The sequence below is a fragment of the Acinetobacter sp. YH12218 genome, from assembly GCF_013417925.1.
GTDB classification, from domain to species: domain Bacteria; phylum Pseudomonadota; class Gammaproteobacteria; order Pseudomonadales; family Moraxellaceae; genus Acinetobacter; species Acinetobacter amyesii.
Genome location: NZ_VPDB01000039.1, coordinates 1 through 15,446, shown reverse-complemented (window position 1 = coordinate 15,446; position 15,446 = coordinate 1). Strand labels below are relative to the sequence as shown.

Sequence of the window (15,446 nt, the reverse complement as noted above, 5' to 3'; positions counted from 1 at the left end):
TATTTGTCAGATGAATGAAATCGAAAATGCGTTAAGTCACATTGAAAACTTCCAATATATACATGAACACTTATTAACGTCCGGTCAACCATCTCCTTCTGAGCTTCAAACGATCAAAGAATATGGTGTTTCAACGGTTATTAATTTAGCACTGACTGATGCATCCAATCATATCGAGCATGAAGACCGCATTTGCCTAGATCTAGGCCTGAACTATATCCAAGTTCCAATCTCTTGGGATACCCCTTCAGATGATCAATGCCTATTAGTACTTGATATGATTGACCATTTGGTTCAAGGTCAAACGGTTTGGCTACACTGTGCGAAAAACTTCCGTGTCAGCAGTTTGATGTATTTATATCGTCAATACTATATGGATGTTGATATGCCAAAGGCTCAAGATTTGATGCATCAAATTTGGGAACCCAATGAAACATGGACAGGTTTAATCCATGCGGTTGCCTTACAACTTCAAGGCCGTAAAGCAACTCAAGATTTACAACATGCACTGATCCATCCAGATCATTTTGCGTGAGAAATCAGTACTGTTGCAGTAGAAAGAATACCTTCTTGGCGACCAGTAAACCCTAATTTTTCGGTGGTGGTCGCTTTGATGCTAATTTGTGTAACTTCAACATCCATAACATCTGCGATACTTTGACGCATTTCTAAATTATGTTTTGCTAGTTTAGGGCGCTCACAAGCCACGGTAATATCAGCATTATTAAGTACATATCCACGATCTAAAATCAGTTGGTAGACGTGTTTTAAAAGTACTCGACTATCGGCACCTTTAAATTTTGGATCTGTATCTGGAAAATGCTGACCAATATCTCCAAGTGCCAAAGCTCCTAATAATGCATCACAAAGCGCATGCAATACCACATCACCATCTGAATGTGCTTTGAGTCCATGTGTATGTGGAATTTGAACACCAGCAAGCGTTACAAAGTCACCTTCTTCAAATGCATGCACATCCATGCCCTGACCGATACGAATTTGAGCTATCATGCTTGAGTTCCTTGAGAAAATAATGATTGAAATCTTGTATTCACGCTTTCTATTTCGCTATAGTGTGGGCAAGCGCAACATAGTGAAAGTATAAGCGATCATGCTGTTGAAAACTGAAATAAATATCATCAAAAAATTCGGACTGGTTCTGCTAATAGGTTCTGGCCTAGCGACGTTTACGCATGCAGAAAAAATTAACTGCGATCATGCCAATACTCAGGCAAAAAAAAATTACTGTTCTAACGGTTTTGAAGAACAACGTGAAAAGCTAGATGGGCTTTTTTTAACAGCGCAGTTGATTACTGATGCCCCTGTACGCTTGCTGATAGATACGCAAAAATTATGGTACAGCCGAGTTCAGCAATGCAAAAACTTGGAGTGTTTCAAACAACAGTTTGAACTTCGCCATGAAGATTTGAATATTTATACCTCGATGAACCAAAGTTTAACGCAGCATTATCTTAAATTTGAAAATGGTCATTTTGCGACATCACCTGTACATTTAAAGGTACATCAACTGGGCAAAGACAGCATCAAAATTGAAGGCATTGCCTATCGTAATCCGAACAATCGAGTTGAAACACAAACCATTCCATTTTTAGCTTACACAACACCCGAACAAAAAAATCAAATCACCGATAATGAACACGACTGCAAATATCAGTTCAATTACAGTAAAGCCTTACTCTCAGTAAAAACCGAACAAAAAGGCTGTGAACGTTTTGCAGGGATTTATCGTTTATATGATTAAGATCAAATTCGAATGACTTAGAAAAATACAAAAAAGCCTCAACATTGAGGCTTTTTTGATGTCTACAATATGTCAGTTAAATCGGATGTGTTTGCTGCACTTGCTGGCTGATCATTGCAGCTGTTGCCGCAGATAAAGTCCATCCAAGGTGACCATGCCCTGTATTATAGAAAATATGATCTCGCTTACCAGCATGTACCACTGGCATCATATTGGGCATCATTGGTCGTAAACCCGCCCATGGCACCACATGTTCTGTTGATAGATTAAAATTACGATTTGACCAATCAATTAAAGGCTGAATGCGATCGGCACGAATATCTCGGTTATAGCCATTAAACTCTGCCGTGCCTGCAACACGTAGTCGATTTGCACCTAAGCGTGAAGTCACAATTTTGGCACTTTCATCCAACAGACTTACCCAAGGCGCATTGGCCTGACTTTGTTCATCATTTAAATTAATGGTGATTGAATATCCTTTGACTGGATACACATTTACGCGATCACCGAGTTTATGTGCAAGTTCATAACTACCTACGCCACCACAGACCACTACAGCATCTGCCTCAAGAATGGTATCTGCATCAGGATTTTCCATATTTTCATCACTGGCTTTTAAACGAACATTGACACCTTTTGTATGATGCTCAAAGTCAGTCACCTCAAAACCCCACATATATTTCACATTAAAGCGTTCCGTTGCTTTGGCAAGCTGCGTCGTAAATTTGTGGATGTCGCCCGTGGCATCCCCCGGACAATAAAAACCACCATAGTATTCACCTGTCAGACTAGGCTCAATATCACGGATTTCAGCTAATGTCACAGGATGACGCTCTAAACCACCCTCACAGAGCATATTATTAACTTGAGTCGCCACTTCATAATCATGTTGATTATGAAAAAAATGTAAAATGCCGCGTTTTTCTAAATCAAACTGTAAGTTTTCATGCTCAGCTATTTCAAATAAACGCTGACGTGCCATCAATGCGAGACGTACAGTCTCGTGAGTATTTTCACGATAATCTTTAATATGTCCCATAAACTCAAAGAGCCATGAATATTTGTGTAGATTAAAACTTGGATTTAATAATAATGGCGCGGTTTTTTGTGACATCCATTTGATGCCTTTCACCACCGTTGCTTTTTGGTTCCAGACTTCAGCATTACACGCTGATAATTGACCACCATTGGCAAACGACGTTTCCATCGCAGGATAAAGATGTTTATCGACCACAGTAACACGATAACCGAGTAATCCGAGTTCGTAAGCTGTCGTTACCCCAGTAATACCTGCACCAATCACAACAATATGACACATATAGGCTCCTTGGAAATTATATTTCCTATGTTCGCCCCATCTGTCATTGGTACCTGAGAGCTTTGGTTCCTTGCGAAGCAATGTGAACCTTCCCCTTCGGTGAGTAGATCCGGCCTACTTCTCTCCAGATTTTTTATATGATTACAGTCCTTTTGCCTGAGAGTTTCCTGGGGGAACTTGCTCCTTCGGCGAGCACGATCTGTGCTTCTCTCCTGCAATCATCCATTCGTTTTTATTCGGCATTCATCTTGGTATTGCCTTAGTTAGATATGAGCAATATTTGTACCAAATCTCAAGTCCTATTTGGGTCAATATTGTTAAATATTATTTTTTTATCAATTTAAGTTGTTAGTCTATAAATTTAAAATCATTTTTTTCTACACCTAAATACTTCATCTTTAAAATAAAGGTTTAAAATATTAAATGAAATTTATAACTAGAAAGATTGAAGTTTTATGTCGGATTCTACCCTTTTCTCTTGCTTTGCATCTGTGATCAAAACACATTCTATTGAAGAATTAACCCAAAGTGATTTACTCCTTCTTAAGACTCTGGGGCCTGTTCAAAGTTTTTATGCACCATTCGAGGCTATAAATCATGATGCAAAAGTGGTCATCGTCGGCATCTGCCCAGGCCGACAACAATGGCGTAATTCATTAATCGCAGCAAAGGTCGGCTTAGAACAGCAAGTATCTGAGGAAAACATTCTTAAACTTGCCAAGAATAGTGGCGCTTTTAGCGGCCCTATTCGTAAAAATTTAACTCAACTGCTAGATCATATTGGATTACAGAATCAATTAGGCATACAGACCACTGCTGAGCTATTTAGCAATCATCAAGATATAGTGCAAATGTGCTCGGTTTTACAGCAATGCATTTTGGTCAATGGAAAAAATTATGCTGGCTCAACACCCGCAATGCTAAAAAATGAATTATTAAAACAACATATTGATGATTATTTTATTCCTATGGTCCAACAGCTTCCTAACGCAATTTATATCCCGCTAGGCAAAGGTGTAGATGAGGTTTTAAATTATGTAAGCAGCTTAGGCTATTTAAATGATCAACAGATTCTAGCTGGACTTCCCCATCCATCAGGTGCAAATGCTGAACGGATCAAATATTTTTTAGGTGAAAAACCACGTGACCAATTATCTCGACAAACCAATCCCGAGCAGATAGATAGCGCAAAATCACAGATCCTGCTTAAATTATCCAATCTTCTATGAAGTTCGCTTAACATCATTGAAAAATATTATTTATTTGAATATCCACTACTTATATCAAAGCAGTGCTCGAACAAAACTAGAAAAGTGTGATGTATTTTACTTTTTTGTTTTTTCTGTGTGAATATGCGCCAAAATAAATATTGCTCATAAAAATAACGCTAACATGGAAATACGCATGAAAAATTATTTAGTTCTAGGATTTACACTCCTACTATTCACGGGTTGTATTACCGTACCTAAAAATAAACCTGAAACAAGAACCTTGAAGCTAAAAGGTGTGAATACCGTTGAAAACAGCAAAGTGATCCAACGAACCATTACTCGAGGTCAGTTACTATGTGAAGCTGGGCAAAAATGTCCTGAACTTGCAATTGATTGGCATAAAAACAAAGGTGAGTATGCACTTTCACTACATTCTTATGATCAACTGCAGCTTGATATGAGTGAAATATCTTTTGTGATTGACGGCAAAGTATTGTCTTATCCTGCAATAGGTTAAACAAATTATCGTCGCTTAGATAATTCAAATGTGATTGATTCTTCTAATACCGTGATGATCCCAGATGCTGTGCTTAAACAATTTCGGGACGCAAAAAATATTGCTGTGATTATGAATACCAACCAAGGTGAAATCGCACACTATATGTAAAAAAACCAAAAATCTTCAGATGTCTATCGTCTATTTTTACGTGCTTATTCTTAAGACCAAATAGTCTAAAATAAAAATCCCAGAAGTTAGTCTATGTCTTCTTTTGGGATTTTTTATTCATCTCGCTTTATAAATTGATCAAATGCATCACATGGTCGTTATTTTATTCGTTTAATTAATTGTTTAATTGTCAGTTCACAAATCGGTTGACCTACCTCTAGATGAAGAGGATAGGCTTGATTTTCATTTGTTAGCTTATAGCCACGCCGTTGATAATATTTTATTAATTCTAAACGCTGATCAATCACATACATGACAAATTCTTCAACATTGGGTTCAATCAACATCGCTTGCTGTTCTGCAAATTGCAATAATTTTTTTCCTAATCACTGAGCTTGCTCATCTGGGTGAATTGCAAAATGACCAATTTCACAGCTCATTCCCTGCATTTGAATACCAATACACCCCATGATCTGAGTATTTTACGATTCCATCACATATAGATGAAAATCCTTTTTTTGTAAGAGTTGACTGAGTTGAGAGACATTTATTCGATTGCCTCGAACAATATGATGTTCCGTGGTCCAGCTCTTGGGATGATTCTCTCGATAGGCTGTATTCATTAAGCTTTCGAGCTGCTGAATATCGTCAAGTAAAGCTTTTCGTATATTCATATTTTTATCTATTTATTTTCATAGGCCTATTTTACTGAAATAAAAAAACCAGACAATTGTCTGGTTTTTTTAAAGCAATGTGCTCATCAGTGTGACTTGCTAACGCTATTCACCAACAGCATCGGAACAAAAAGCAGTGCTTTGTTATTTATCCACTGTGACGCGCTAACGTTACTCACCATACCGCGTTCGGAACAAAGCAACGCTTTGTTATTTATCCACTGTGACTTGCTAACGCTATTCACTAACCGCGTTCGGAACAAAGCAACGCTTTGTTATTTATCCACTGTGACTCGCTAACGCTACTCACCAACCGCGTTCGGAACAAAACAGCGCTTTGTTATTTATCCAATGTGACTCGCTAACGCTACTCACCAACCGCGTTCGGAACAAAGCAGCGCTTTGTTTCCTCACTTGGGTTCAATTGGGGCAAATGGAGCGACAACATCCGCATTTTGTGCACGGTTACGCATGAAGTGATCCATGAGCACAATTGCTAACATCGCCTCTGCAATTGGTGTCGCACGAACACCGACACAAGGATCATGGCGACCTTTGGTCAACACATCTGTATCTTCACGATTAATCGTAATGGTTTTACCCGGCGTAGTAATGGATGCTGTTGGTTTTAAAGCAATCGCAACACGAATGTCTTGACCACTCGAAATACCGCCCAAAATGCCGCCAGCATGGTTTGCCAAGAAACCATCCGTAGTTAACTCATCACGGGTTTCATGACCAAACTGCTCGGCAACACCAAAGCCATCACCAATTTCCACACCTTTTACGGCATTGATGGACATCATGGCATGTGCAATATCTGCATCTAAACGATCAAATACAGGCTCGCCCCAACCTACTGGCACTTGCGTCGCAATAATTTCCAGTTTGGCGCCACAGCTCGTTCCTTGTTCACGAAGTGACGTTACAAGAGCTTCAAAACGTGGGACAGCATCTGCATCACCACAGAAAAATGGGTTATTTGGAACTTCATTCCAGTCCAATTTCTGTGCTTTTTCGGTACCAATTTGGGTTACATGACCACGAATTTCGATGCCGAATTTCTCAAACAAGAATTTTTTAGCAATCGCACCCGCAGCAACACGCATCGCAGTTTCACGAGCACTCGAACGGCCACCACCACGGTAATCACGAAAACCATACTTATGTGTATACGTATAGTCTGCATGACCCGGACGGAAGGTTTGCGCGATGTTGCCATAATCTTTTGATTTTTGATCTGTGTTACGGATCAATAGACCAATCGATGTACCGGTCGTTTTGCCTTCAAATACGCCTGAAATAATTTCAACTTCATCGGGTTCTTTACGCTGAGTTGCAAACTTAGATGTGCCCGGCTTACGACGATCCAGATCCTTTTGCAAATCGGCTTCAGTCAGTTCAATACCCGGTGGAACCCCATCCACAATGGCCATCAGACCAACGCCATGAGATTCACCACAAGTCGTTACACGGAAGAGTTGCCCTATACTATTACCTGCCATGTCAAACGACTCCTTATGCTTGAACAGATTGAATAAATAAATCTCGGTATTCGCGGCATTGAGCAGCAGTCAATGCAAAGATACCTGTACCGCCTTTTTGGAATTGTAACCAGTAAAAATCAACGGTATTGAAGTTTTGGCGCATTGCCCATTCTGAGTTACCCACTTCGATCACAATTAAGCCATCTTCAGTCAGGTAATCTGCAGCTTGTGCCAACATTTTACGTACAAGATCCAAACCATCTTGACCCGCAGCAAGCGCCATTTCAGGTTCATGGTGGAATTCTTCTGGTAAATCTGCCATGTCTTCAGCATCCACATACGGTGGATTCGACACGATTAAATCATATTGATTTTCTGCTGGAATTTTGGCGAATAAATCAGACTCAAGTAAAGCCACTTGATATTGTTTATTGTGGTGTTCACAGTTAATTTGCGCCACTTCAAGTGCATCTTTAGATAAATCTGTTGCATCAACTTCAGCATCTGGGAATGCATAAGCTAAAGCAATCGCGATACAACCTGAACCCGTACACATATCTAAAATGCGCTGAGGAGTTTTTGGACTGGCATTTTCAGGTAGATTATTAACCGCAGCACCCATTTCGCCATTTTCACCTAAGCAATATGGCGCAAAACGGTTTTCAATTAACTCTGCAATTGGAGAACGTGGAATCAGTACACGTTCATCGACATAAAATGGCTTACCAAAGAAATATGACAAGTTTAGTAAATAAGACGTCGGAACTTTTTCATTAATACGACGTTCTAACAATGCTAAAAATTCTGCAACTTCACTTGGCAATAATTTCGCATCTAAGATTTCCGCATCTGCATTCCAATCTAGAGATAACGTTTGTAAAACCAATGCTGAGCTTTCAGCAAAATAGTCTTCTGTACCTTGTCCTAAGTGGGCATCATATTGACGTAAAGCTGTTACCCCAAAGCGGATATAATCACGAATTGTTGATAGGTTTTCAGCTGCTTCCTGTAAATGTTCAGGGCTAATAGTCGGTCGATCCACTTAAGGCGTCTCCAATTCATAATTTTTTAAACGCCCTATGATACCTTGTTTTAATGCTATTTATAATAAAAATACGGCATTATTCACCGCTTGAAAGCATTTCATAACCGTATATATGAGGTCTGATACATTCGCTGAAATGAAATGTGTACTTTATGCCTTTCAGCATTCTATAAAATCTAATTAGATGAAAATTACGAATAAAAACCAATTCAAGCTCAATTGTTTAGCAATTTGTACTTGATCCTAAGCTTTATTTTCTTAAAATCATCCCCATACAAACAGTTAAATTTTAAATGCGGAGCTCCAATGAGCTATAAGCACAATAACCTCATGGCTATGCGTCAAAGCTATTGGGAAGACACTCAGTCTTTAAACGTGCAAACTGAAAAGGCATTTTTTCAGCAACTGCTGATCGAACATCAAGTTTTCCCTGATGCGAGTCTAGAAAACGCACGTACCCTATTTTTTAGCTTACCGAGCATTATTATTGTCAAAGGTTATGCTGCCGGATTTAAAGACGAATCTGTCCAACATCTTATTCATCAACATATTGAAGAACATAAAGCCGCATTGATGCAAAACGATACGGTAAAAATCAAATATCGTTTATAGTTTTCTTTTCCAATGTGCCTGTCTACGTGGCATCTTGCTTAAGTTTGCAAATGCTTACTGCATATTCAGTAAGTTGAACTATTTTAATACGTTAAGAAACGTTAAAATTAGCTACAATGTATTTTTCTGCGAATTGCTGATTAAAGGATTTAATTTACATGTCAGATCAGAACGATAAGCTCAAACACTTGAAAACGTCTTCTATGGATCGACGCTTATCTATCGCAAAGGCATCGCTACTTGCGGGAACTCGTTGGGCAGCATCAAACGCCACTTCTATTTTTTCGAGTGAAGAAGAAAAAGAGAAAAAGCGTAAAAAAGCCATGAAAGATCAGGCTGAATATCTCGTCGCAGAAATTGGTAAATTAAAAGGTTCAATTGTAAAAATTGGGCAAATGATGGCGTTGTATGGTGAACATTTTCTACCTGAAGAAATCACCCAAGCCCTCAATACCCTTAACAATCAAACAGTCGCATTGGCATGGCCAGCCATCAAAGTCCAATTACAAAATCAACTTGGCTCAAAACTTGATGATCTCGTGATTGATCATGAGCCGCTTGGTACAGCATCTTTGGCACAAGTTCATCGTGCAAAACGTAAATCTGATGGTTTAGAACTGGTATTAAAAATCCAGTATCCAGGTGTGGCAGATGCCATCGATTCGGATATGAATCTATTCAAAAACATGCTCAAACTGACACGAATGGTTCCTCAAACCCGTGAATTTGATCAGTGGTTTGATGAAGTTCGTGAAATGATGCATCGTGAAGTAAATTATAAAATTGAAGCAGATACCACTCGCCGTTTTGCAGCACGCTTAAAAGAAGACCCACGCTATATCGTGCCGCAAATCATTGAAAGTTATTCAACACCTCAAGTACTGTGTATGACTTTTGAACGTGGTGTACCGATTAACAGCCCAGTAATGCTGTCACTTCCTCAAGAGCGCCGTAACGCCTTAGGTGAAGCATCACTTGAAATTGCCGTACGCGAAATTTTTGAATGGGGTGAAATGCAAACCGACCCTAACTTCGGAAACTATTTGGTGCGTTTGGGCAATGGTGCGGATGTACCAGATAAAATCGTACTCCTCGACTTTGGTGCGATCCGTCAGTTTGATGAGCATCTATTAGGCGTTGCGCGTAATTTGATTACCGCGGGTTACCATCACAGCTCTGAGCAAATGGTCAAAGCGATGACAGGTTATGAGTTCTTTGATGGTATTCCACAAAGTATTAAACCTGATATGGCTAAAGTCTTTTTGTTAGCGACAGAGGCATTTAGTAGCACTGAAAATAACCCAAACATCCCTGCTGGTGTTATGGACGAACAACAACGCTATGACTGGAAAAAAAGCCAATTACATAGCCGTGTGATGCAACAAGCGTCAAAATCGATGGCATCTCGCTATTTCTCAGTTCCACCTAAAGAGTTTATGTTTATTAGCCGTAAATTTATCGGTGCATATACCTTTATGACCGTCATTGAAGCAAAAACCAATGTTCGTCGTATGATTCAAAAATATCAATAATCATTCAATACAGACCTTAAAACTTGGCTGACTCAAATGTCAGCCAAGTCAATTTTAAAATAACAATACTTTTAAGCCTTTTTACTTTTCTATTCTTAATTAATTATTTAGCTATCGAATCCCACCTAATCTCGCCGTTTATCTTTGACAATCATGCATGTCATTTATGACATGGTTTTTCTATCTTTGGCATGTCAGCATTAAATAAGAACAACGCAAATGGAAAACAACAATGACCAATATGGTAAACAAGGCACAAGGATTTGGACTCTCACTTTTAACAAAAATTGCCGGAAGTGATGTACTCGATCAGTTTAAACTGCGCAAATTTGTTGAAAAATCTTTGTATCAAAGCTCAAAAGCTGGTTTTAAAACCCTGAGCCAGACACAAAAAGCATTTCAGACCAACAAAGGTGTGCATAAGCAACGTTTGCCAAATCAACAAAAATCATTATTTGATTTAAACCTGACTGAAGAACAGCAAATGACTGCTGATGCGATGCAGCAGTTTGCCACAGAAGTTTTGTATCCACTTGCTCATCAAGCCGATCAAGAGGAAAAATTTCCTGAAGCGTTATCGCAACATATCCAAGATCTAGGTCTAAATTATTATGCCTTACCTGAAGATTTGGGTGGCGTTGCAGCAGAAAAAAACATCATTAGCAATATCTTAATTGCGGAACAATTGGCTGAAGGTGACTTTAGTTTAACAGCAGGTTTACTGTCGACATTTAGCTGTATCAATGCCATCACCCAATGGGGTTCAGAATCTGTTCAAGCAACCTATTTAGCGACATTTGCAGATGATTCAACCCTCCGTGCAAGCTTTGCAGTTCAAGAGGCAACGGCGGCATTTAATCCCTATCAACTTAAAACGCAGGCGATTGCTGATGGCCAGCAGTATAAAATCAGTGGGGAGAAAACCTTAGTCCTTTTAGGTGAACAGGCAGATGTGCTGTTAGTGAGTGCCATGCTCAATGGACAGCCTGAAGTTTTTATTGTGCAACGCGACCAGAGCATTAGCGCAAAAAAAACACCTGCTATGGGTTTGAAAGCCACTGAAACGGTAACTTTAAAATTTGATCAGACCCCTGCCCAACGCTTAGGAGATCAAGATTTCAATTACACCTCATTTATCGATCTTGGCAATTTAATGTGGTGTGCCATGGCTGTTGGTACCGCAACTGCAGTCAAGAAATATTGCATTCAATATGCAAACGAACGTACAGCTTTTGGGGAGCCAATTTCGCACCGTCAAAGTGTGGCATTTATGATTGCAGATATGGCAATCGAAATTGATGCCATGCATATGCTCATCCTAAACGCAGCAAATCTAGCCGAAGCTGGCAAGCCCTTTCATCGTGAAGCCTATTTAGCTCGCGTGCTATGTGCTGAAAAATCGATGAAAATTGGGACTGATGGCGTGCAAATATTAGGTGGTCATGGCTTTACCAAAGAACATCCTGTAGAACGTTGGTATCGAGACTTACGTGCCACAGCGATTCTTCAATCTGGCTTACATGCTTAATTCAGCAAAATAAAAAACAAGGAAATGTCCATGAACTTACAAAATCCGAAAAAATTTAAATTGCTGATCGACCAAGCCCATGAAGTTGCTTTAAATGTTCTACGTCCTATTTCACGTAAATATGACAAAGCCGAACATGCCTATCCTAAAGAATTAGATATGTTATCTTCCCTCGTTGACGGTATGAATGATGGCGGTGATGGCATGAATGCAGGTGCCGCCGTCAATAAACGTGGCGACACAGACACGGGAAATAAAAACGGTGTCAATATGTCGACAGCCCTCAGTATCATCGAGATGTGCTATGGAGATACAGGCCTGTTGCTCAGCATGCCTCGCCAAGGGCTTGGAAACTCGGCTATTGCAGCAGTAGCCAATGATGAACAACTAGAGCGCTTAAAAGGAACTTGGGCCGCTATGGCTATTACGGAACCGAATTGCGGCTCTGATTCAGCAGCAATTCGGACAACAGCGACGAAAGATGGCGATGAATACATCCTCAATGGTGAAAAAATCTTTGTCACCTCGGGCGAACGTGCTGATTCAGTGGTGGTTTGGGCAACACTAGATAAAAAATTAGGTCGAGCCGCGATTAAATCCTTTGTTGTTGAAAAAGGTACACCAGGAATGACTGTAGAACGCCTAGAACATAAATTGGGTATTAAAGCTTCTGATACTGCTGCCATTAGTTTTGTAGATTGTCGTGTCCCTGCTGCAAACTTATTAGGCAATGCTGAAATTGATGTAGCAAAGGGTTTTGCTGGGGTTATGGAAACTTTTGATAATACTCGCCCACTCGTTGCTGCGATGGCTATAGGCTGTGCAAAGGCATCTTTAGAGCGAATTAAAGAAATCTTTAAAGATGAACTAGATGAGCAGTATTCAACACCGATCTTACAAAGCTCGAATATTGCTGCACAAATCTACCGTATGGAAGCAGACTGGGAAGCAGGACGTCTACTCATGCTCAAAGCCGCATGGATGGCCGACAACAAAAAACCTAACTCACGTGAAGCATCCATCGCTAAAGCAAAAGCAGGCCGTGTAGGTAATGAAATCACGTTAAAGTGTGTAGAGCTCGCAGCGGCTGTCGGTTATAACGAAGATGAATTATTGGAAAAATGGGCACGTGATTCAAAAATCCTCGATATATTTGAAGGCACACAGCAAATTCAACAATTAATCGTTGCACGTCGTGAACTGGGTAAAAGTTCAAGCGAATTAAAATAATTTTTTGCTTGAGTAATTTTAAACTTAGAGATGGATTTTTTTATAGGATCAGTCTATAAACAATCCATCTTTTTGTTTTTCGATGATTATGTTTCAAATCCGACCACTTCAAATTGAAGATAATGCAAGCATTGCCAATGTCATTCGCACAGTTTCCAAAGAATTTGGATTAGCACCTGAATCAGGATTTGCCGTTGCAGATCCAATTTTAGATGATTTATATCAAGTTTATGCGCAAGCAAATGCACAATATTGGGTTATTGAAAATCCACACGGTACAATTTTAGGTGGTGGCGGCCTTTCTCCTTTAGCTGGAGATTCAAGCATTTTAGAAATCCAAAAAATGTATTTTATGCCTGAATTACGTGGTCATGGCTTAGCCAAAGATATTTTAGAACTTTGTTTTCAATTCGCCAAAGATCATAATTTTAAAGCGTGTTATTTAGAAACTACACATACACTTGGACAAGCGGTAAAACTCTATGAAAAAGTAGGATTTCAACATTTACAAGCTCCCAAGGGCAATACAGGTCATAGCCAAGCATGCGAAATTTGGATGCTTAAAACACTTTAATTTATACTTAGATTCCATTCATACCTCTGAAAAAAGTTATAGCTTTTTCAAATAGGGATATTTCATGAGTGGATATTCTAGTTTTTTATAACTAAAGTTCTCGGGATTTGAATATCCCCACAATCTTAATAAGTACCATGTCAAGAGAGAAATACTGACACAAGTAATGCTATCTGTTTTTCTCTCTTCACTTAAATAATTATGTAATTTGAGTACATTTCCATCAATTCTTACAATTTCACTGTACAGAGCATCTTAAGAAAATATTGACCTCTAAGTCTCCAGTTCATACTATCGCTTTAGAAATTACACTTAGCCACGATTATTTTAAAGTGAACATAAATGCAGAATGTACTGAATAAAACTTGCCTTTCAACTCGTCTTTCGTCGCTCCTAAGCGCTCACAGCTTAAAGTTTTCAACTGTTATTATATCTGTAACCCTGATTTCTGGATGTTCATCACTAGGTGGTGGCTCTGTAGAAAAACGTGCAGTTAAACTTTCATCAGGGATCCAAAAGGCCTATTCAGTCAATCCTGAAACTGCAAATCGAGTGTCACCCTACATTGTGCAAACTGCCGATCAATACAACTTAGATCCTTTACTACTGGCTGCCGTTATTCGCCAAGAATCAACTTTCCGCCCTTATGTCAGTTCTCCTGCAGGTGCAGTCGGTTTAACTCAGGTGATGCCACGTTATTGGCAAGCAACATGCCCTGGGGATTTATATGACGAATTAACCAATATTAATTGTGGGTCATTTATTTTAACTAAATATAAAAATGCCGCTGGCAGCATGCCAAAAGCTTTAGCCTACTATAATGTCGGACCTACCGCTTATAACACCAATCGAAAAATGAAAAAACAAGGCAAACGTTATGCAAAACAAGTGAAGCAACATCAAAATAATTTAAAAAGTTCCTTATAATTTCTAAAAATTTAATCTTTTATTTAACCATATAGACCTAACTAAGCTTAAGAGGATAAATTTTGTTAGGTCTAATCTCTTCAATTATTTCATAGATTGACGCATTTTATCTTCATCAAAATATTGCGCAAATGATGCAATACGTTTTTCAACAATTGGATTTTTCATCAGATTTTCAGCTGCACGATTTCCCAATAGTTCAAATGCTTTACCTAGAGCATTTGTTCCTTCATTTTCTGTAACAGCTTTGATTTCAGCATTACAACGTTTAGTAAATAAATCTTGAAATAGAATAGCCATATTTTTATCAATTTTTTGTATCTCAACTGGCGTTACTTTACTATATTTAGAAATTTCTGGATGTGCTGAAAATGCCAAATAAATCCAAGCTGTTAAGTTCTGACTCTCTTTTGCTGAAATTTTATTTACCAAACATTCACTTAGTTTACCCTGATACACACCGGCTGTAGTATTGAAAGAAACAAATGCAAATAAAACTGTAGCTAATAATTTTTTTAAAAACATCTTAAATACCCTATATATTATTAAAGAGACAAACGATTTTATTATATTGATTTATTACACATTTTCATTAGCAAAACATTTTAAATGATATAAAAGAGTTCTAGACGAGTTTATTGTTGATCGGCCTTATTCTTTTTAAATATCTATCATTTCCCTGTTTTTTCTTCTGCTTTTCTTATTATTTTTTTCCCTTTTTTCACCACACATAAAAAAACACCCCCTTCGCATTGAAGGGGGTGTTTCGAATAATGAGCTGGCGATGACTTACTCTCACATGGGTAACCCCACACTACCATCAGCGCTAAGAGGTTTCACTTCTGAGTTCGGGAAGGGATCAGGTGGTTCACTCTTGCT

17 protein-coding genes, 1 rRNA gene and 1 riboswitch are annotated in these 15,446 nt (G+C 38.9%); of the genes, 10 read left to right on the top strand and 8 right to left on the bottom strand.

Going from position 1 to position 15,446, the window contains the following annotated elements:
- Positions 1-10 precede the first annotated feature (10 nt).
- Positions 11-535, top strand: a complete 525-nt coding sequence (locus tag FTV03_RS11505) for a protein tyrosine phosphatase family protein (protein WP_078191020.1) — start codon at positions 11-13, stop codon at positions 533-535.
- Here the strand turns inward: FTV03_RS11505 and ispF are convergent.
- Positions 523-1,011 (bottom strand): 2-C-methyl-D-erythritol 2,4-cyclodiphosphate synthase, encoded by a 489-nt coding sequence (ispF, locus tag FTV03_RS11500; protein ID WP_168378679.1) that lies wholly within the window; start codon positions 1,009-1,011, stop codon positions 523-525. The two genes, FTV03_RS11505 and ispF, sit on opposite strands and share 13 nt — an antisense overlap.
- 100 nt (positions 1,012-1,111) lie before the next feature.
- Here ispF and FTV03_RS11495 point away from each other — a divergent pair, with 100 nt between their 5' ends.
- Entirely contained in the window at positions 1,112-1,762 is a 651-nt protein-coding gene (locus FTV03_RS11495; RefSeq protein ID WP_180041472.1) for a hypothetical protein, read from the top strand.
- Between the two features lie 76 nt (positions 1,763-1,838).
- Here the strand turns inward: FTV03_RS11495 and FTV03_RS11490 are convergent, their stop codons facing one another.
- A complete protein-coding gene (locus FTV03_RS11490) occupies positions 1,839-3,080 on the bottom strand; it encodes a D-amino acid dehydrogenase (protein ID WP_180041471.1) in 1,242 nt (413 codons plus the stop codon).
- A gap of 134 nt (positions 3,081-3,214) precedes the next feature.
- A riboswitch (glycine riboswitch) is annotated at positions 3,215-3,305 on the bottom strand.
- Positions 3,306-3,535: 230 nt separating this feature from the next.
- On the opposite strand from FTV03_RS11490, the gene FTV03_RS11485 reads away from it, so the two are divergent.
- Both FTV03_RS11485 and FTV03_RS11480 read left to right on the top strand, forming a co-directional pair.
- On the top strand, positions 3,536-4,309 hold the full coding sequence (locus FTV03_RS11485) for a hypothetical protein (protein WP_180041470.1): 774 nt from the start codon (positions 3,536-3,538) through the stop codon (positions 4,307-4,309).
- A gap of 175 nt (positions 4,310-4,484) precedes the next feature.
- A complete protein-coding gene (locus tag FTV03_RS11480; protein WP_257220764.1) occupies positions 4,485-4,808 on the top strand; it encodes a hypothetical protein in 324 nt (107 codons plus the stop codon).
- A gap of 308 nt (positions 4,809-5,116) precedes the next feature.
- Here FTV03_RS11480 and FTV03_RS11475 read toward each other — a convergent pair whose 3' ends face one another.
- From FTV03_RS11475 to prmB, 4 genes are all read right to left on the bottom strand, one after another.
- On the bottom strand, positions 5,117-5,329 hold the full coding sequence (locus FTV03_RS11475; RefSeq protein WP_180041469.1) for a hypothetical protein: 213 nt from the start codon (positions 5,327-5,329) through the stop codon (positions 5,117-5,119).
- 111 nt (positions 5,330-5,440) lie between these two features.
- Entirely contained in the window at positions 5,441-5,632 is a 192-nt protein-coding gene (locus tag FTV03_RS11470) for a hypothetical protein (protein WP_180041468.1), read from the bottom strand.
- Positions 5,633-6,042: 410 nt separating this feature from the next.
- The gene (gene aroC / locus FTV03_RS11465) at positions 6,043-7,137 is read right to left on the bottom strand and encodes a chorismate synthase (protein ID WP_180041467.1); all 1,095 of its coding nucleotides are present in this window, start codon (positions 7,135-7,137) and stop codon (positions 6,043-6,045) included.
- Positions 7,138-7,150: 13 nt separating this feature from the next.
- Positions 7,151-8,161 carry a 50S ribosomal protein L3 N(5)-glutamine methyltransferase gene (gene prmB / locus FTV03_RS11460; RefSeq protein ID WP_180009498.1) on the bottom strand — a complete coding sequence of 337 codons (1,011 nt, stop codon included), beginning with the start codon at positions 8,159-8,161 and terminating at the stop codon, positions 7,151-7,153.
- Positions 8,162-8,470: 309 nt separating this feature from the next.
- On the opposite strand from prmB, the gene FTV03_RS11455 reads away from it, so the two are divergent.
- The 6 genes from FTV03_RS11455 (at position 8,471) to FTV03_RS11430 (ending at position 14,567) form a co-directional block, all read left to right on the top strand.
- Positions 8,471-8,776, top strand: coding sequence for a hypothetical protein (locus FTV03_RS11455; protein ID WP_078191029.1), 306 nt, complete (start codon positions 8,471-8,473; stop codon positions 8,774-8,776).
- A gap of 158 nt (positions 8,777-8,934) precedes the next feature.
- Positions 8,935-10,308, top strand: a complete 1,374-nt coding sequence (locus FTV03_RS11450; protein ID WP_180041466.1) for an AarF/ABC1/UbiB kinase family protein — start codon at positions 8,935-8,937, stop codon at positions 10,306-10,308.
- 241 nt (positions 10,309-10,549) lie between these two features.
- Positions 10,550-11,836: an acyl-CoA dehydrogenase family protein gene (locus FTV03_RS11445; protein ID WP_180041483.1), complete on the top strand. Its 1,287-nt coding sequence runs from the start codon at positions 10,550-10,552 to the stop codon at positions 11,834-11,836.
- A 30-nt stretch (positions 11,837-11,866) separates the two neighbouring features.
- Positions 11,867-13,066 (top strand): acyl-CoA dehydrogenase family protein, encoded by a 1,200-nt coding sequence (locus tag FTV03_RS11440; RefSeq protein ID WP_180041465.1) that lies wholly within the window; start codon positions 11,867-11,869, stop codon positions 13,064-13,066.
- A gap of 88 nt (positions 13,067-13,154) precedes the next feature.
- Positions 13,155-13,640, top strand: coding sequence for a GNAT family N-acetyltransferase (locus FTV03_RS11435; protein WP_180041482.1), 486 nt, complete (start codon positions 13,155-13,157; stop codon positions 13,638-13,640).
- 342 nt (positions 13,641-13,982) lie between these two features.
- A complete protein-coding gene (locus FTV03_RS11430; RefSeq protein WP_180041464.1) occupies positions 13,983-14,567 on the top strand; it encodes a lytic transglycosylase domain-containing protein in 585 nt (194 codons plus the stop codon).
- Between the two features lie 84 nt (positions 14,568-14,651).
- On the opposite strand, the gene FTV03_RS11425 is transcribed toward FTV03_RS11430, so the two are convergent.
- Both FTV03_RS11425 and rrf read right to left on the bottom strand, forming a co-directional pair.
- Entirely contained in the window at positions 14,652-15,092 is a 441-nt protein-coding gene (locus FTV03_RS11425) for a hypothetical protein (RefSeq protein WP_180009496.1), read from the bottom strand.
- Positions 15,093-15,343: 251 nt separating this feature from the next.
- A 5S ribosomal RNA gene (gene rrf / locus FTV03_RS11420) occupies positions 15,344-15,446 on the bottom strand; the annotation flags it as partial.